Annotated in this window: 16 protein-coding genes; 14 read left to right on the forward strand and 2 right to left on the reverse strand. The window is 33.2% G+C overall.

The features are described 5' to 3' along the window. The first annotated feature begins 6 nt into the window (after positions 1 to 6). The 7 genes from GQR98_RS10955 to GQR98_RS10985 all read left to right on the forward strand — a co-directional run bounded on the left by GQR98_RS10955 (position 7) and on the right by GQR98_RS10985 (position 7,243). Positions 7 to 1,200: a glutamate-5-semialdehyde dehydrogenase gene (locus GQR98_RS10955; RefSeq protein WP_159019530.1), complete on the forward strand. Its 1,194-nt coding sequence runs from the start codon at positions 7 to 9 to the stop codon at positions 1,198 to 1,200. A gap of 1 nt (position 1,201) precedes the next feature. Beyond that, complete coding sequence (proB, locus tag GQR98_RS10960; RefSeq protein WP_159021139.1) at positions 1,202 to 1,966, forward strand: glutamate 5-kinase; 765 nt, start codon at positions 1,202 to 1,204, stop codon at positions 1,964 to 1,966. 100 nt (positions 1,967 to 2,066) lie between these two features. Then, positions 2,067 to 3,005 (forward strand): acetylornithine carbamoyltransferase, encoded by a 939-nt coding sequence (locus GQR98_RS10965; RefSeq protein ID WP_159019531.1) that lies wholly within the window; start codon positions 2,067 to 2,069, stop codon positions 3,003 to 3,005. After that, positions 3,006 to 3,785, forward strand: a complete 780-nt coding sequence (gene argB, locus GQR98_RS10970) for an acetylglutamate kinase (protein ID WP_159019532.1) — start codon at positions 3,006 to 3,008, stop codon at positions 3,783 to 3,785. Between the two features lie 2 nt (positions 3,786 to 3,787). Beyond that, the gene (locus GQR98_RS10975; protein ID WP_159019533.1) at positions 3,788 to 4,858 is read left to right on the forward strand and encodes a M20 family metallo-hydrolase; all 1,071 of its coding nucleotides are present in this window, start codon (positions 3,788 to 3,790) and stop codon (positions 4,856 to 4,858) included. Between the two features lie 81 nt (positions 4,859 to 4,939). After that, positions 4,940 to 6,214 carry an argininosuccinate lyase gene (argH, locus tag GQR98_RS10980; protein WP_159019534.1) on the forward strand — a complete coding sequence of 425 codons (1,275 nt, stop codon included), beginning with the start codon at positions 4,940 to 4,942 and terminating at the stop codon, positions 6,212 to 6,214. Positions 6,215 to 6,274: 60 nt separating this feature from the next. Then, the gene (locus GQR98_RS10985; protein WP_159019535.1) at positions 6,275 to 7,243 is read left to right on the forward strand and encodes a bile acid:sodium symporter family protein; all 969 of its coding nucleotides are present in this window, start codon (positions 6,275 to 6,277) and stop codon (positions 7,241 to 7,243) included. Positions 7,244 to 7,502: 259 nt separating this feature from the next. Here the strand turns inward: GQR98_RS10985 and leuB are convergent, their stop codons facing one another. Then, positions 7,503 to 8,621 (reverse strand): 3-isopropylmalate dehydrogenase, encoded by a 1,119-nt coding sequence (gene leuB, locus GQR98_RS10990; RefSeq protein WP_159019536.1) that lies wholly within the window; start codon positions 8,619 to 8,621, stop codon positions 7,503 to 7,505. 54 nt (positions 8,622 to 8,675) lie between these two features. Then, positions 8,676 to 9,851 carry a 2-isopropylmalate synthase gene (locus GQR98_RS10995; RefSeq protein ID WP_159019537.1) on the reverse strand — a complete coding sequence of 392 codons (1,176 nt, stop codon included), beginning with the start codon at positions 9,849 to 9,851 and terminating at the stop codon, positions 8,676 to 8,678. A gap of 148 nt (positions 9,852 to 9,999) precedes the next feature. Between GQR98_RS10995 and GQR98_RS11000 the strand changes: the two genes are divergently transcribed. From GQR98_RS11000 to GQR98_RS11030, 7 genes are all read left to right on the forward strand, one after another. Then, positions 10,000 to 11,547 (forward strand): hypothetical protein, encoded by a 1,548-nt coding sequence (locus tag GQR98_RS11000; RefSeq protein ID WP_159019538.1) that lies wholly within the window; start codon positions 10,000 to 10,002, stop codon positions 11,545 to 11,547. A gap of 232 nt (positions 11,548 to 11,779) precedes the next feature. Next, positions 11,780 to 12,169, forward strand: coding sequence for a hypothetical protein (locus GQR98_RS11005; protein ID WP_159019539.1), 390 nt, complete (start codon positions 11,780 to 11,782; stop codon positions 12,167 to 12,169). Between the two features lie 114 nt (positions 12,170 to 12,283). Further along, on the forward strand, positions 12,284 to 12,754 hold the full coding sequence (locus GQR98_RS11010; RefSeq protein ID WP_159019540.1) for a hypothetical protein: 471 nt from the start codon (positions 12,284 to 12,286) through the stop codon (positions 12,752 to 12,754). 100 nt (positions 12,755 to 12,854) lie between these two features. Beyond that, complete coding sequence (locus tag GQR98_RS11015) at positions 12,855 to 13,226, forward strand: hypothetical protein (protein WP_159019541.1); 372 nt, start codon at positions 12,855 to 12,857, stop codon at positions 13,224 to 13,226. A 241-nt stretch (positions 13,227 to 13,467) separates the two neighbouring features. Beyond that, positions 13,468 to 14,109, forward strand: coding sequence for a hypothetical protein (locus GQR98_RS11020; RefSeq protein ID WP_159019542.1), 642 nt, complete (start codon positions 13,468 to 13,470; stop codon positions 14,107 to 14,109). 186 nt (positions 14,110 to 14,295) lie between these two features. Then, the gene (locus tag GQR98_RS11025; protein ID WP_042495871.1) at positions 14,296 to 14,529 is read left to right on the forward strand and encodes a hypothetical protein; all 234 of its coding nucleotides are present in this window, start codon (positions 14,296 to 14,298) and stop codon (positions 14,527 to 14,529) included. A gap of 186 nt (positions 14,530 to 14,715) precedes the next feature. Continuing rightward, on the forward strand, positions 14,716 to 15,648 hold the full coding sequence (locus GQR98_RS11030) for a peptidylprolyl isomerase (protein ID WP_159019543.1): 933 nt from the start codon (positions 14,716 to 14,718) through the stop codon (positions 15,646 to 15,648). The last annotated feature ends 71 nt before the right edge of the window (positions 15,649 to 15,719 follow it).

Genomic DNA, 15,719 nt, shown 5'->3' on the forward strand with positions numbered 1-15,719 from the left:
TAAAAAATGAACACCCTATTATCCATAGAAACTAGAAATGCTGTTTTATTAAAAATGGCAAAGCTTTTAGAACAGGAGCGTCAGGAGATAATTAGCATAAATAAAACAGATTTAGAAGCTTATAAAGGTGACGATATTTCGATGTTCGACCGATTAAAGGTAGACGATTTTAAAGTTGATGAAATGATAAAATCTGTTACGCATTTGGCTTCGCAAGATGATCCCGTAGGTGTGGAGCGTTTTAGTTTTAAGCATGATAACGGGATGCAGGTTTATAATAAAACGGCATCGTTTGGTACGGTTTTAATTATTTATGAATCGCGTCCAGATGTTACTGTAGAAGCAGCTGGAATTGCTTTTAAATCGGGTAACAAGATTTTATTAAAAGGCGGGAAAGAGTCTTTAAAATCAAACTTAAAAATTGTAGAATTATGGCACCAAGCTTTAGAAGAGCAAGGCGCATCAACCGATTGGGTGGAGTATTTACAATTTAACCGTACAGAAACTCAAGCTTTTTTAGAAAAACCAACTCAAAAAGTAGATTTAATTGTACCACGTGGTGGCGAGCGGTTAATTGCTTTTGTAAAAGAGCATGCTACATGCCCAGTAATTATTAGTGGTCGGGGTAATAATTTTGTTTACGTACACGAAGCAGCCGATTTAGATATTGCTATTGATGTTATTATGAATGGGAAATCTAAAATTTCGGCTTGTAATGCGGTTGATAAAATTTTAATTGATAAAAATCTTGCAGATAAAACGACATTTGTAAATCGATTAATTGCAAAATTAAAAGAAGCAAATATTGAAGTTTTAGGTGATGCTAGTATATCAGAAAATCATGAGGTAGAAGCAATTACTTCGGATGATATTTGGTATAAAGAATTTTTAGATTATAAAATACTTATTGGTGAAATAGCATCTAACCAAGATACTATTGCCACGATTAATAAATATTCTGGAGGACATTCTTCTGTTATTGTTACTACAAATAATGACGAAGCTAAAATGTTTATGGAAAATGTAGATACGGCAGCAGTTTACCATAATGCGTCCACACGTTTTACCGATGGTGGGCAATTAGGTTTAGGTGGCGAATTGGCTATCAGTACAGATAAATTACACCAACGCGGACCAATTGGTTTGCAGCATTTAGTTACCAATAAATGGTATGTTCATGGTAACGGACAAACAAGATAGCATGCAGAAAAAGAAACGAATTTTATTAAAAATAGGGTCTAATACACTTACCAAAGAGACCAACAATATTTCCCGTGGTAAAATTGAAGATGTTGCGAATCAAATAGCAAAACTTCAAGATACTTGCGAGTTTATAATTGTAAGTTCTGGCGCAATAGCTGTAGCAAAACAGTTTGTAAAGTTAGAAAGTAAGCAGGAAGATGTTTTTGTAAAACAAGCCTTGGCATCTATTGGTCAGCCACATTTAATTCGTATTTACCAAGAAATTTTTAGAGAATACGGTTTATTAATATCTCAGTGTTTATTATCGTATTCCGATTTTGAAAAACAGGAAAGTAAAACCAATATTGTAAACACCATAAATGTTTTGGTTCAAAACAATTACATTCCTATTATCAATGAAAATGATACGGTAGCTACCGATGAGATTAAATTTGGTGATAACGATAAATTAGCCGCTTTAACAGCTTCTCTTTTAGAGGTGGATTTACTTATAATTGCAACTAACACTAACGGAATTTACACTAAAGAATCAATAGAGAAAGGTGTTCCTGAAACTATTGCTGAGGTTACCGACTTTGATGGCTTAAGAGCTCAAGTGGTTAATTCTAAATCTTCCCACGGAAGTGGAGGTATGGAGTCTAAAATTGAGGCTGTCGCCGTTACCAAAAAAGCGAACATCGAAACTTGGATTGTAAACGGTTTGGAAGACGGTTTTATAACTAATGCTTTTGATAATAAAGTGCCCTTTACCAAAATAAAATAGTAAAAATTTTTAGGCGAATGTAGCCTGAAATAAATAATTAAAGTACAAGACTTTTTTAGGTTTCTGAAACCAAGAAAGTTTTAAAAAATAAGTTTAAAAAATGAAACATTACACATCCATTAACGATATCGATAACATCCATACTTGGATTGAAGAAGCGAAAGCCTTAAAGGAAAATCCGTTAGGAGACATTGAATTAGGTAAAAACAAAACCTTAGGTTTATTATTCTTTAATTCTAGTTTGCGTACGCGTTTAAGCACGCAAAAAGCGGCTTTAAATTTAGGAATGAATCCTATTGTAATGAATGTTTCAGGCGATGCTTGGGGAATCGAGTTTGGCGATGGCACTGTTATGAATGGTAGTACAGCCGAACACATTAAAGAAGCTGCCGCTGTGGTATCTCAATATTGCGATATTATTGCAGTTCGTGCATTTCCAAGTTTAACCGATAGAGCATTGGATGAAAGTGAACATATTTTAGAGTCTTTTAAAAAGTTTGCATCAGTGCCTGTAATAAGCATGGAAAGTGCTACAGGTCATCCATTACAAGGTTTAACCGATGCTATTACTATTGCAGAGCACGCTAAGGGGGCTAAACCAAAAGTTGTGTTAAGTTGGGCGCCACATATTAAGGCGTTACCACATGCGGTTGCAAATAGTTTTACGCAAGCCATGAGAAAAATGGATGTGGAGTTTGTAATTGCAAATCCAGAAGGTTATAATTTAAACCCGGAAATTACGGGCGATACGCCAATTTATCACAGTCAAGAAGACGCTTTCAAAGATGCCGATTTTGTGTACACAAAAAACTGGAGTTCTTATGAGGATTATGGTTTAGTTGATAATATTGATCCGGAATGGATGATTACCAAAGAGAAAATTGGTGAAGCAAAATTTATGCACTGTTTACCGGTTAGACGGAACTTAGTTGTGGAAGATGCCGTTTTAGATAGTGATAGCTCTTTAGTGATTCAGCAAGCAAATAATAGAACCTTTGCAGCGCAATTAGTACTCAAGAAGATTTTAGAAAACTTATAGATGAAAGAAAAATTATCAATCATAAAAATAGGAGGGAACATCATTGAAGATGAAACCTCATTACAAGCTTTTCTAAAGTTGTTTGCTAATTTAAAAGGTAAGAAAATCTTAGTGCATGGTGGCGGTAAACGTGCTACACATATAGCATCAAAATTAGGAATTGAGTCTCAAATGGTAAATGGCAGACGTATTACCGATGCCGAAACTTTAGAGGTGATAACCATGGTTTATGGTGGCTTGGTTAACAAAAATGTTGTTGCCAAACTTCAAGCTTTAAATACCAATGCTATTGGATTAACAGGTGCAGATATTAATAGTATTCAATCGGTTAAACGCCCTGTGAAAGATATTGATTTTGGTTTTGTAGGCGATGTAGAAAGCGTCGCTCACGACTCTATAGATAAATTAATTCAAGCCGATTTTACACCGGTATTTTGTGCTATTACCCACGATGGTAATGGGCAATTATTAAACACAAATGCCGATACTATAACCTCGCAAGTGGCTATTGGAATGAGTAAATTATACGAAACATCTATTTATTATTGTTTCGAATTAAACGGGGTTTTAGAAGACATTAACGACAAAAATTCAGTTGTTAAACATATTGATACCAACCTGTATCAAGATTTGTTAGCAAAAGGTATTATTGCCGATGGTATGCTGCCAAAACTAGAAAACTGCTTTGCTGCTTTGAAAAATGGCGTTAGCACAATAAACATGGGGAATACAGAAATGTTAACCCAAGAAAATGATAATTTCACAAAAATAACTTTATAAAAATGACGCAGCAAGATTTAACAAATGATGCCATTTCACTTTTAAAAAAGCTGATAGAAACACAGTCTTTTTCTTCGGAAGAAGATCCAACGGCATTACATATAGAAGATTGGTTTAAGCGTTATAATATTGATTTTAAACGTACACAAAATAATGTTTGGGCAGTAAACAAGCATTTTGATGAGAGTAAGTCAACATTGCTTTTAAACTCACATCATGATACCGTAAAACCAAATTCAGCATATACTAAAGATCCTTTTAAAGCCATTGTAGAAGATGGTAAATTGTATGGTTTAGGTAGTAATGACGCTGGAGGATGTTTGGTCTCTTTAATAGCGACGTTTACTCATTTTTACAATCATGCTAATTTAAAATACAATTTGGTTATTGTCGCTTCCGCGGAAGAAGAAAGCAGTGGCCCAAATGGCTTAAACAGTATGTTGGCTGTAATACCTCACGTTGATGTGGCTATTGTAGGTGAACCGACTTTAATGAATTTAGCTGTAGCTGAAAAAGGACTTGTGGTTTTTGATGCTGTTGTAGCTGGAACGCCAAGTCATGCGGCACATCCAAACGATAATAATTCTATTTATAACACCATAGAAGTGTTACAATGGTTTAAAGATTTTAAGTTCGAAAAAGGTTCTGAAGCTTTAGGTGATGTGAAGTTAACGGTAACGCAAATTAATGCAGGTTCTCAGCATAATGTGGTTCCTGGTCATGTCGATTTAGTTGTCGATGTACGTGTAAACGATGCATATACTAATACAGAAATCGCTGAGATTTTACAAGAAAAAGCGCCGTGTACAAGTATTACACCACGTAGTTTACGTTTAAATTCATCTTGTATTCCAATGGATCACGATTTAGTGAAAGCAGGTATCGAAATGGGACGATCTACTTATGGTTCGCCAACATTATCCGATCAAGCCACATTAACGTGCCCATCTTTAAAATTAGGGCCTGGAGATAGTACGCGTTCGCATTCAGCAGATGAATTTATTCATTTACATGAAATAGTAGAAGGTGTCGATTTGTATATTAAATTACTAGATAAGGTTATCGTAAAATAAAAAAAATGGAAAGTAGATTGTTCTTCTTTCTTTAAAATAATAGATTTTCGCTTTCGCGGAAACAGAAAAAAAAGTATTAAGATGAAGTTGTGGGATAAAGGTATTTCAATAGATAAAAAAATAGAACAATTTACTGTTGGAAACGATAGAGAAATTGATATTCATATTGCAAAGTACGATGTAATTGCATCGCGTGCACATGCTAAAATGCTTCAAAAAATCGGAATTATTTCTGTTGAAGAGTTAGTCGATTTATTACGTGGTTTAAAAGGGCTAGAAGCTCAAATTGCCGATGGTACTTTTGTTATCAACGCGCAGTTTGAAGATGTACACTCTAAAATTGAATTCGAACTTACCAAATCATTAGGTGAAGTTGGAAAAAAAATACACACAGCACGTTCTAGAAATGATCAGGTTTTAGTGGCGTGCCATTTATATTATAAAGATAATTTGAGTGTTATAAAAGATAAAACTAAAACACTTTTTAATACACTTTTAGATTTAGCTGATACTTATAAAGATAAGGTTTTACCCGGCTATACGCACTTGCAAGTAGCTATGCCATCATCTTTTGGGTTGTGGTTTTCTGCATACGCAGAATTAATGATAGACGACGTGTTTCTATTAGATGCTGCTATAAAAACGGTAGATCAAAATCCGTTAGGTTCGGCTGCAGGTTACGGAAGCTCTTTTCCTATCGATAGAGAATTAACAACTAAAGAAATGGGGTTTGCAACACTTAAATACAATGTGGTTGCAGCACAAATGGGGCGAGGTAAAAACGAACGCACTATTGCTATGGCTTTAGGAAGTTTGTGTAATACACTGTCTCGTTTTGCAATGGACACCTGTTTATATATGAGTCAGAATTTTGGATTTGTTTCTTTTCCAGACGAATTAACAACGGGAAGTAGCATTATGCCACACAAGAAAAACCCGGATGTTTTTGAGTTAATTAGAGGTAAGTGTAATAAAATACAAGCCTTACAAGGTGAAATGGTTTTAATAACCAATAATTTGCCAAGTGGATACCACAGAGATTACCAATTATTGAAGGAAAACATGATTGCTGCTTTCGAAGAATTAAAAGATATCTTGGATATTTTTAACTATTCTATTCAACAAATTATTGTGAAAGACGTTGATGTAAATAGCGATTTGTATAAATACCTTTTCACAGTTGATAATATAAATACTTTGGTTGTAGAAGGACAAAGTTTTAGAGAGGCTTACCAAAAAATTGGCGGGCAGGTACAAGATGGTACTTATGTCCCTGATACCTCTAAAAAGCACACACATGCCGGAAGTATCCATAACTTATGTTTAGATAAAATTCGTGCTAAGTTCCCTGTTTAATTTTAGTTGAAACAGATTTTGTTGTTGTTTCTAGTTGTATCGTAATTTATAATTTTAAAGATGCATAAAATTAAAATTGATAAATTTGTTTTATCTATTATTGGTGTTATAATATTCGCTTATTTTTTCCCGCAATGGGGCGTAAGTGAAAGCAAAATTCCTATCGACACGATTAGTGCGATAGGAATTTCGCTTATATTCTTTTTTTACGGGCTTAAGTTGAGTCCGGCAAAGCTAAAAGCAGGACTTAAAAACTGGAAGCTACATGTGCTAGTGCAAAGTGCTACGTTTTTAATTTTCCCTATGTTAGTGCTTGCTTTGCGTCCTTTAATACAAAATGAGGCTCAAGAAACCATTTGGCTGGCTTTCTTTTTTTTAGCGGCGTTACCATCTACGGTATCATCATCTGTGGTTATGGTGTCTATGGCAAAAGGCAATATACCTGCTGCAATTTTTAACGCTAGTATTTCTGGTATTATTGGTGTTGCTTTAACGCCACTCTGGATGGGGCTTTTTGTTAATGATGAGCAAACCGATTTTGACTTTACGGCTATTTACATTAAACTTATTGTTCAAATTATTTTACCTGTTGTTTTAGGGCTTGGGTTACAGCGCTATTTTGGTGCTTTTGTTCAAAAGCATAGTGCGAAACTTACGCTTTTTGATAAATCTATTATTCTGCTTATTATTTACAAGAGTTTTGCTGAATCTTTTACAGGAAACATATTTAGTTCGGTTTCGGTATTCGATTTGTTATTGCTTTTTGTAGCCGTGTTGGTGTTATTTTTTATTGTTTTTGTTTTGATTGGTTTATTGTCCAGAAAAATGAATTTTAACAAGGAAGACCAGATTACGGCGCAATTTTGCGGCACCAAGAAATCTTTAGTACATGGTACTGTGTTTTCTAAAATTATATTTGGGAATATGGCTTCTATTGGTATTGTTTTATTGCCTTTAATGCTGTTTCATGCGTCGCAAATATTAATTATTACCATAATAGCAACACGATTGTCTAAACGGGAAGATTAGGGTTTTATACCGTATATTCTGTTTTGAAAGTGTAAATCTCTACAAAGAAACAATTACTTAATACTTGTTCTAAAACCTTAGCGGATACTTGCGTTAGAGATTGCAGCATTGTTGGAGCTCTTTTTGTGTTGTTGCACCTATTGCAACACAAAAAAGCGACTGCGGAAAGCCCGACCCTTGGGTAACGCCCCGAAAAAAATGGTATAAAAAAAGCGCACTTTAAAAAAATGCGCTAGGTATGGGTTTTTCGATATTCTAATTAAATAATAGTAGATTGCCCTAAATGTATGTTGGTAAAGTTTAGATTGGTTTCGTCGGGATTGTTTATGAAATCTTCGATGAAATCTCCAACCTTGGTGGTGCTAATGTTATCGTATTTGTTATTTAAATCGGGTGTTGTAATGTGTAATTTTAATGATTTATCTACACCTTCGCGAACACGGTTAGCTTCTTCGTCTAAACCAAAGTGATCTAACAGCATAGCGGCCGATAAAATGGATGCTATTGGGTTTGCAATGCCTTTGTTGGCTGCTTTGGTGTAAGCGCCGTGAATAGGCTCGAACATGGCAAATTTGTCGCCTAATGATGCGGATGCCAATAGGCCAATTGAACCTACAATAACGCTGGCTTCTTCGGAAAGGATATCGCCAAACATATTTTCGGTTAAAATAACATCAAATTGTCTTGGGTTGATAATGAGTTCCATAGCGGCATTATCAATATACATGTATTTTAATTTTACATCTGGATATTGCGGTGCAATTTCTTGCACGATACGTCTCCAAAGGCGTGAGCTTTCTAAAACGTTTGCTTTATCTACAAGTGTAATTTTCTTTTTTCTGGCTTGCGCAGCTTTAAAAGCGGCATGTGCTATGCGCTCGATTTCGTACCTGCTGTAAGTACAAGTATCGGTTGCTGTGTTACCATCTTCGCTTAGCGTATGTTCTCCAAAATAAATACCACCTGTAAGTTCGCGATAAATTAAGATATCTACATCTTTAATTTGCTTCACTTTTAGGGAAGATTTGCTTAACAAATCTTCGTAGGCTATTACTGGGCGTATGTTTGTATGTAAACCTAATTCTTTACGAATACCTAATAAACCTTGTTCTGGGCGTATTTTTGCATTAGGATCTAAATCGAAAGAGGTACGGCCAATGGCTCCAAAAAGTACGGCATCTGCTTTTTTACAGATATCAACGGTTTCTTGTGGCAACGGATTTCCCGTTTTGTCTATGGCACCTGCGCCCACTAAACCATGGTTGAAAGTAAATATGTGATTAAAATCCATAGCAATGGCTTTTAATACCTTTACGGCTTGCGCGGTGACCTCTGGGCCAATTCCATCGCCTGGCAATACGGCTATATTTAATTTCATGTGTTAGGTATTTATATTTTTACCAAAGGTAAGGCGTAGGGCGTTACTTTTGAATTACGACGAAACAATTTCGTTATAAATTTTACTGCTTTCTATTATTTTATGGATATCGCTATCTACAACTTCTTTTTTCTTATCGGCGTAATCTAAGAAATTTGTATAAATCACGTCTAATTGAAGTTTTGTTAACTCGTACCCAACATTTTTGGCTCTGTAAGCTAGTGCTGCACGACCACTACGGGCGGTTAATACTATAGCAGATTCTGTAACACCAACATCTTTAGGATCGATAATTTCGTAAGTTTCACGATTTTTAATCACACCATCTTGGTGAATTCCTGAGCTGTGTGCAAAAGCATTAGCACCAACAATGGCTTTGTTAGGTTGTGTGTAAATCCCCATACTATCTGAAACCAATTGGCTTAAGCCATAAAGCATTTCTGTTTTAATGTTGGTATCTAAGTTAAGGTATGGATGTTGTTTTAAAATCATAACAACTTCTTCTAAAGCAGTGTTACCAGCACGTTCGCCAATACCATTAATAGTACACTCTACTTGGCGCGCACCATTAATTACACCTTCTATAGAGTTTGCTGTTGCTAAACCTAAATCGTTATGGCAGTGACAAGATAAAATTGCTTTGTCTATACCTTTTACGTTCTCTTTTAAGTATTTAATTTTTGCACCATATTCACTAGGTAAGCAATACCCTGTAGTATCTGGTATGTTTAATACCGTTGCTCCAGCTTTAATTACGGCTTCGCAAACACGTGCTAAATATTCGTTATCAGTTCTACCTGCATCTTCAGCATAAAATTCAACATCTTCCACAAAAGATTTTGCATAAGTAACGGCTCTAACGGCACGTTCTATTATGGCATCTTGTGTAGATTTAAATTTGAATTTTATATGAGAATCCGATGTGCCAATACCTGTATGTATTCTAGGTAATTTAGCATACTTTAAAGCTTCGGCAGCTACTTTTATATCATTTTCTACCGAGCGGGTTAAACCACAAACGGTCGCGTTTTTTACAATTTTAGAAATTTCTTCAACCGACTTAAAATCACCAGGACTCGAAACGGGAAAACCAGCTTCAATAATATCAACACCTAAAAAATCTAGCTGTTCGGCTATTATTAATTTTTGCTCGGTATTTAGTTTACACCCAGGGACTTGTTCACCATCTCTTAGTGTTGTATCGAAAATTTGGACTTTATTATCAGACATTTATTAAAATATATTTTCTTATTGTTCTACGAAGTTATATTTTGCTTAACGAAAAGGATAATACAACCTTGGGTTATTACGATGTTTAAAGTTGTAATTATGTAGTTAATGTATTAATAATCAATCAATTAACGTTGGTTTTACACCTATGACGAAAGAGCAAAAAGATAATTTGTTTGTGCTAGTGAAATCACTTTCTAAATCCGAAAAGCGACAATTTAAGCTTTATGTAGGACGATTGGGAGTAAATGAGGACTCTAAGTTTTTAATGCTGTTTAATATTCTCGATAAATTATCGGTTTATGATGAGGCTTTTATTTTAAAGAAGGGTATTGTTAAAAAGCAACAACTCTCTAATTTAAAGGCACACCTTTATAAGCAAATATTAATTAGTTTAAGGTTAAATCCGTCGCATAAAGATATTAGACTACAAATACGCGAACAACTCGATTTTGCAACCATACTTTATCATAAAGGACTTTACAAACAGAGTTTGAAACTTTTAGATAAAGCAAAAAGTTTAGCCATTTTAAACGAAGAAAAAAATGTGGCTTACGAGGTGGTCGAGCTCGAAAAAGTTATAGAATCGCAATATATTACTAGAAGTTTAAGTAATCGTGCCGATGAGCTTACTATACAAGCCAAAGAGCTTAGTTTGCATAATGTTTTGGCTAGTAAACTATCTACTTTATCTCTGCAATTGTACGGCTTGTATCTAAAAATAGGATACATAAAGAATGATGAAGATTATAAACAGGTTACTAAATACTTTAACGATCGTTTACCAAAATACGATATACATGAGTTAGGTTTTCGTGAAAAGCTATGGCTATACAAATCTTACCTGTGGTATAGTTTTTTAACCGTCGATTTTTTGTCGTGCTATAAATATTCTCTAAAATGGGTAGATTTATTTTATGCGAAAGAAGAAATGATTGAGTTAAACCCTGTGTTTTTTTTAAGCGGAAATAATTATTTATTAGAGTCGCTTTACTTTTTAAGGAAATACGATAAATTCAAAGAGAGCTTAATTAAGTTTGAAGGTGTAACCAAAGAAAAATGGTTCCCTAAAGATGATAATTTAGACGGTTTAGCTTTTTTGTATATTTATAATAACAAGTTTAATTTACATTTTATTGAAGGAAGCTTTGACGAAGGCTTACCGCTTGTAGATACTGTTTTGGACGAATTGAAATTCTACAAAAACCGTATTGATGAGCATCACGTTATGGTGTTTTATTACAAAATGGCGAGTATGTATTTTGGAGCTGGCGAGAACAAAAAATGTATTCAGTTTTTAGATAAAATTATAAGCAATAAGTCTTTACAAATGCGTGAAGATTTGCTGTGTTTTTCTCGTATTTTAAATCTTGTGGCGCATTACGAGGCCGGTTTAGATTACAACCTCGATGTGCTTATAAAGAGTACGTATAAGTTTTTAATTAAAATGGAAGATTTATATGAAGTACAAAAAGAATTTATCAAGTTTTTAAGAGGTTTAGGTGATATCTATCCGCATGAGGTGAAGAACGAATTTAAGAAACTGCATAAAAAATTAAAGGAATACGAAAACGATCCCTACCAAAGTCGAGCGTTTTTATATCTAGATATTATTTCTTGGTTAGAATCTAAAATTCAGAACCGACCAATTGGTTTGGTTATTCGAAATAAATTTCATGAATTGAAGGTGAAATAGGTTTGTTGTCGGGAAGTTTCTAAAAACAGATTAGTAAAGTTTAAAAAATCCGTTTTCAAACTATGGGAAAAAATATTATCTAAAAATTAAACCCCAAAAAAGCTTTAGTGAAATTCGATATATATCAAGGTCAATCCTCCAAAAATTAAAAAAAAACAGTCAAAAAATCTGAAAAATATTAGCTGTTTAGATTTAAACCAAGATTTTTGTTAAATAGATATTATAAAGGAATATGGAAATAGAAAAATTGACAAATAAGTTTATTATTTCACTTGAATCAATATTAAAAAGAATTGAGTTGAAGTCAATAGACGATATTTTAGATTCTAGAGATTCTGACTTATTTTCTAGTCAATGGATAAAGGCTTGGAATGAAATGAGTGCTGAAAAAATAAATTTGGAAAGAGAGCTAGAGGAAATTTTTAAATTGGTTTTTAGAAAAACAGAATCTGACGATTTGTCTGCATATATCACAGAGGATTTTGAATTGATTGCTAACCATTTGAAATTGGGAGAAAATAAATGGGTTACAAGCTTATGCAATTCTTATTTTAATGGAAAAATACCCGAAGGAAAAATTAAAGCCTCAAATAAAACTCTAGTTGAATTGCTAAATGAATAGATTTAATAAAAATTAAAGGAGTAAAGACTGTGTATAAATAATTACTGTTTTAGTTAAAATTAACCTCTTATTTCCCTTAAGCAATTTAGAAAAAGATAATTATCATAAAAAAGCATGAAATTAAAAAATATATACAAACCGTTATTAGTTCTATTTGTTGTTAACCTATTTTTAATTTCTTGTAAGGAAAAGCAGAAAACAATCGTTGAAAATGTTACAAACGAAAAGATACTAGAACAAAACTCAGAAGTTAATACAGATTTCCCTGTTTACTCTGAAAAAAGTGAATCTAAATCTGATAGTGCACAAAATATTTTAAGAGGAAGAATAACGTTAGGTCATGAGGTTAGTAGTTTTTCCCCTTGTGGAGATGATAAGGAATTTTGGATTATAGCGGAAGAGGAACTGACTAAGTTATATTTCAAGTTAATAAAAAACAAAGCGCCTTACTCTCCAATATTTGTGAGTATTGCAATTATTGATAAAGGAAAATCAGAAGATGGATTTGCTGCTGATTATGACAGCACCTATGAGGTGGTAAATATTTTAGAAGCCAGAAACATCTCAGACATAGATTGTGAATAAAACGTCTTACAATGATGTCTAAAAATAATTACTGTTTTAGGCTTAAATAAATACGAGACTATGCTTATACTAAACGTTGTAACATATTTGACCAAACTAAATGGAAAAAACAATATTTAAGAATAAAATCTTCGAATATTCTCTAATTGGATATCTGATTTTACTATCAAGCTGGAATTTATATGTCCTTGGAACAGGAAATTTATTCGCAATAATTACTTGTGGAATTCAAGGATTACTATTAATTCTAATATTAACAGAAAATAAATATGCTAAAAACGGAATTAAAATTGGTGCGATAATCCTAATTTTTGGTCACGGACTTTCCTTAATCGGAAAATCAATAAAAATTTTTCTTGGAGACGAAATTGTAACCTCTGAATTGTTGAAAAAAACTATATTTCTGACAATCGCAATTTTAATTTATGTATTCAATGAAAAATATACTGAATTAGTAAAAACGGAAAAATAAAAACGTGTTACAACAGTGTATAAAAAACATAGGGCGTTTGTGCTAAATAGAAAGTTCCGTGCATAATAATAATAATAAAGTCCGTTAAATATAAAATTTGGCGTTTAAAGTAGAAAAGATAAAAGCAAAATATTTATATTTAGCTAAGTAATAAACCGTAACGAAAGTGCTTATCAACTGCCCTACGTTTCTTATACTTTACGTTAGCTGTAATATAAAAAAAACTCGCAAATCATACAATATGATTAATAATAATGAAAAATTCGTAAAGGATACTTTCAAATTTCATAAAGACAAGTTTTCACAGCATCTGAAACTTATTAATGAAGTTAAAGACTATACAAAAACCTATAGTGATTGTTATTTAGGTTTTCATAAATACAATTCAGAAATGAATCAAATGAATAAACCTAAAGTATATAAACGGACACCAAAAAACTTAGAAGGGAAATTTGAAAATAGATTATTGGATGATACTATATATTTTTCAAAGCAGTTGGGGAAAAGTTGGATAAATACTTGTTTTTATCAAATCAAGGATGAAAACCAAAACAATATCGGATTACATTATGATGGAACACCTAAAGAACCAGAACTCAATCAAATTTACATTTCAATTTTCGAAAACAATAAGTTAAATAAAGTGCTATTTTATCACTCAGATAATAATTTTATGGAAGACTCTTATTCTTATGATAATCAAGGCAGAATTGAGAAAATAATTAGAGATGGCTATTGGGGAAAGTCTAGTTCTGTTCTTCCAACCAGAACTTTTAAATTTGATTACGATACAAACAATAAATTAACATTATTTAGTAAACAACTTAAACAAAACGGAGAGAACTATTTTGAACAGATTTTTCCAAAAGTGAAACGACAATAAAAACGAAAATACTACAGCTAACACTCTATATAAATAATACTTAGTTTAGTGCTTAATCAAGAGTAAATGCATTCTGTTACATCAGGTTTTCCTTAGAAAAATCGGTGCATACAAACCCATTAACCACAATTAAGAGAAATAAAAACAGAGACTAAAAAGTTTCATTTATTACTACATGATATCAACATGATTATAGAACAAGAGGAAAAATTTAAAGACGTACTTTCTAAAATAGAAGGAAAAATTAATGAGCAAAGTTTTTTTAACAAGTTCTTGGAATTGTATCCAGAAGCGTGGAAAAAACATAAAATTATGTATTCAAAATTTAATAAAAGTAAACAATTTGGACAAAAAATTCCGTTACCAAAACCTGAGGTTTCTTTACGAAAAGAAATTAGGGTGTGGTTACAAAAACAATAAAACCGGAATTTAAACTATCAAAACCAAGCAAACCATCTCATTCTCTAAAAATATAAAAAGGAACATAGTTTTAACGATATAAAGTGTTGGTGATGTTCTCTTTCCGCGAAAGCGAAAAAATAAACCACAAGTTTCTTATCTACAAACTTACTTCCGTATATTTGCACTTTCTTAAAAATAACAATCATGCAAGACGGATTATACGCAAAATTTAATACAACAAAAGGAGAAATTCTAGTTGCTTTAGAGTACAAAAAAACGCCAGGAACAGTTGGGCACTTTGTAGCTTTAGCTGAAGGAAATCTTGAAAACAAAGTAAAACCACAAGGAACACCTTATTACGATGGATTAAAATTCCATAGAGTAATTGAAGATTTTATGATCCAAGGTGGATGTCCACAAGGATCGGGAGCTGGAAGTCCTGGTTATAAATTTGATGATGAGTTTCATCCAGATTTAAAACATGACGGACCAGGAGTATTGTCTATGGCAAATGCAGGACCTGGAACTAATGGAAGTCAGTTTTTTATAACACACGTAGAAACAGCTTGGTTAGATGGTAAGCATACTGTTTTTGGTAAAGTTGTAGAAGGACAAAATATAGTAGATGCTATTGCACAAGGTGATTTAATTGATACCTTAGAGATTGTTAGAGTTGGAGCGGAAGCTGAAGCTTTTAACGGTGTTGAAGCATTTAGAACGTTTGAAGGTTCTCGTGAGGCAAAATTAGCTGAGGCTAAAGCTGCTGGTGAAGCGGAATTGGATAAATTGGCTGCTGGGTTTGAAAAAACTGAAAGTGGTTTACGTTACCAAATTATTCAAGAAGGTAATGGTGCAAAAGCAGAAAAAGGTAAAACGGTTTCTGTACACTATAAAGGCCAATTGGCTGATGGTACTGTTTTCGATTCATCATACAAACGTAATTCACCAATTGATTTTCCAATTGGAGTAGGACAGGTTATTCCAGGATGGGATGAAGGTATTAGCTTATTAAAAGTAGGCGATAAGGCACGTTTAGTAATTCCGAGTCACTTAGGTTACGGTAGTGCTGGTGCAGGTGGTGTTATTCCTCCAAATGCAACATTGGTTTTCGATGTAGAACTTATGGATGTAAAGTAAGCTAAACAGGCTTAGTTTTTAAGTTGAATAATGACTGAAAATAGAACATGATACATGTTGTTTTTTCTTGT

Source organism: Algibacter sp. L3A6 (assembly GCF_009796825.1).
Lineage (GTDB): Bacteria > Bacteroidota > Bacteroidia > Flavobacteriales > Flavobacteriaceae > Algibacter.

What these genes read in the sequence shown, in the direction of transcription:
- GQR98_RS11015 (WP_159019541.1), top strand. Translation starts at nt 12,855, where the DNA reads ATGGAAAAAACAATATTTAAGAATAAAATCTTCGAATATTCTCTAATT.
- GQR98_RS11020 (WP_159019542.1), top strand. Translation starts at nt 13,468, where the DNA reads ATGATTAATAATAATGAAAAATTCGTAAAGGATACTTTCAAATTTCAT.
- GQR98_RS11010 (WP_159019540.1), top strand. Translation starts at nt 12,284, where the DNA reads ATGAAATTAAAAAATATATACAAACCGTTATTAGTTCTATTTGTTGTT.
- GQR98_RS10975 (WP_159019533.1), top strand. Translation starts at nt 3,788, where the DNA reads ATGACGCAGCAAGATTTAACAAATGATGCCATTTCACTTTTAAAAAAG.
- proB (WP_159021139.1), top strand. Translation starts at nt 1,202, where the DNA reads ATGCAGAAAAAGAAACGAATTTTATTAAAAATAGGGTCTAATACACTT.
- GQR98_RS11025 (WP_042495871.1), top strand. Translation starts at nt 14,296, where the DNA reads ATGATTATAGAACAAGAGGAAAAATTTAAAGACGTACTTTCTAAAATA.
- GQR98_RS11030 (WP_159019543.1), top strand. Translation starts at nt 14,716, where the DNA reads ATGCAAGACGGATTATACGCAAAATTTAATACAACAAAAGGAGAAATT.
- GQR98_RS10995 (WP_159019537.1), bottom strand. Translation starts at nt 9,851, where the DNA reads ATGTCTGATAATAAAGTCCAAATTTTCGATACAACACTAAGAGATGGT.
- GQR98_RS10985 (WP_159019535.1), top strand. Translation starts at nt 6,275, where the DNA reads ATGCATAAAATTAAAATTGATAAATTTGTTTTATCTATTATTGGTGTT.
- leuB (WP_159019536.1), bottom strand. Translation starts at nt 8,621, where the DNA reads ATGAAATTAAATATAGCCGTATTGCCAGGCGATGGAATTGGCCCAGAG.
- GQR98_RS10965 (WP_159019531.1), top strand. Translation starts at nt 2,067, where the DNA reads ATGAAACATTACACATCCATTAACGATATCGATAACATCCATACTTGG.
- argH (WP_159019534.1), top strand. Translation starts at nt 4,940, where the DNA reads ATGAAGTTGTGGGATAAAGGTATTTCAATAGATAAAAAAATAGAACAA.
- argB (WP_159019532.1), top strand. Translation starts at nt 3,006, where the DNA reads ATGAAAGAAAAATTATCAATCATAAAAATAGGAGGGAACATCATTGAA.
- GQR98_RS11000 (WP_159019538.1), top strand. Translation starts at nt 10,000, where the DNA reads ATGACGAAAGAGCAAAAAGATAATTTGTTTGTGCTAGTGAAATCACTT.
- GQR98_RS10955 (WP_159019530.1), top strand. Translation starts at nt 7, where the DNA reads ATGAACACCCTATTATCCATAGAAACTAGAAATGCTGTTTTATTAAAA.
- GQR98_RS11005 (WP_159019539.1), top strand. Translation starts at nt 11,780, where the DNA reads ATGGAAATAGAAAAATTGACAAATAAGTTTATTATTTCACTTGAATCA.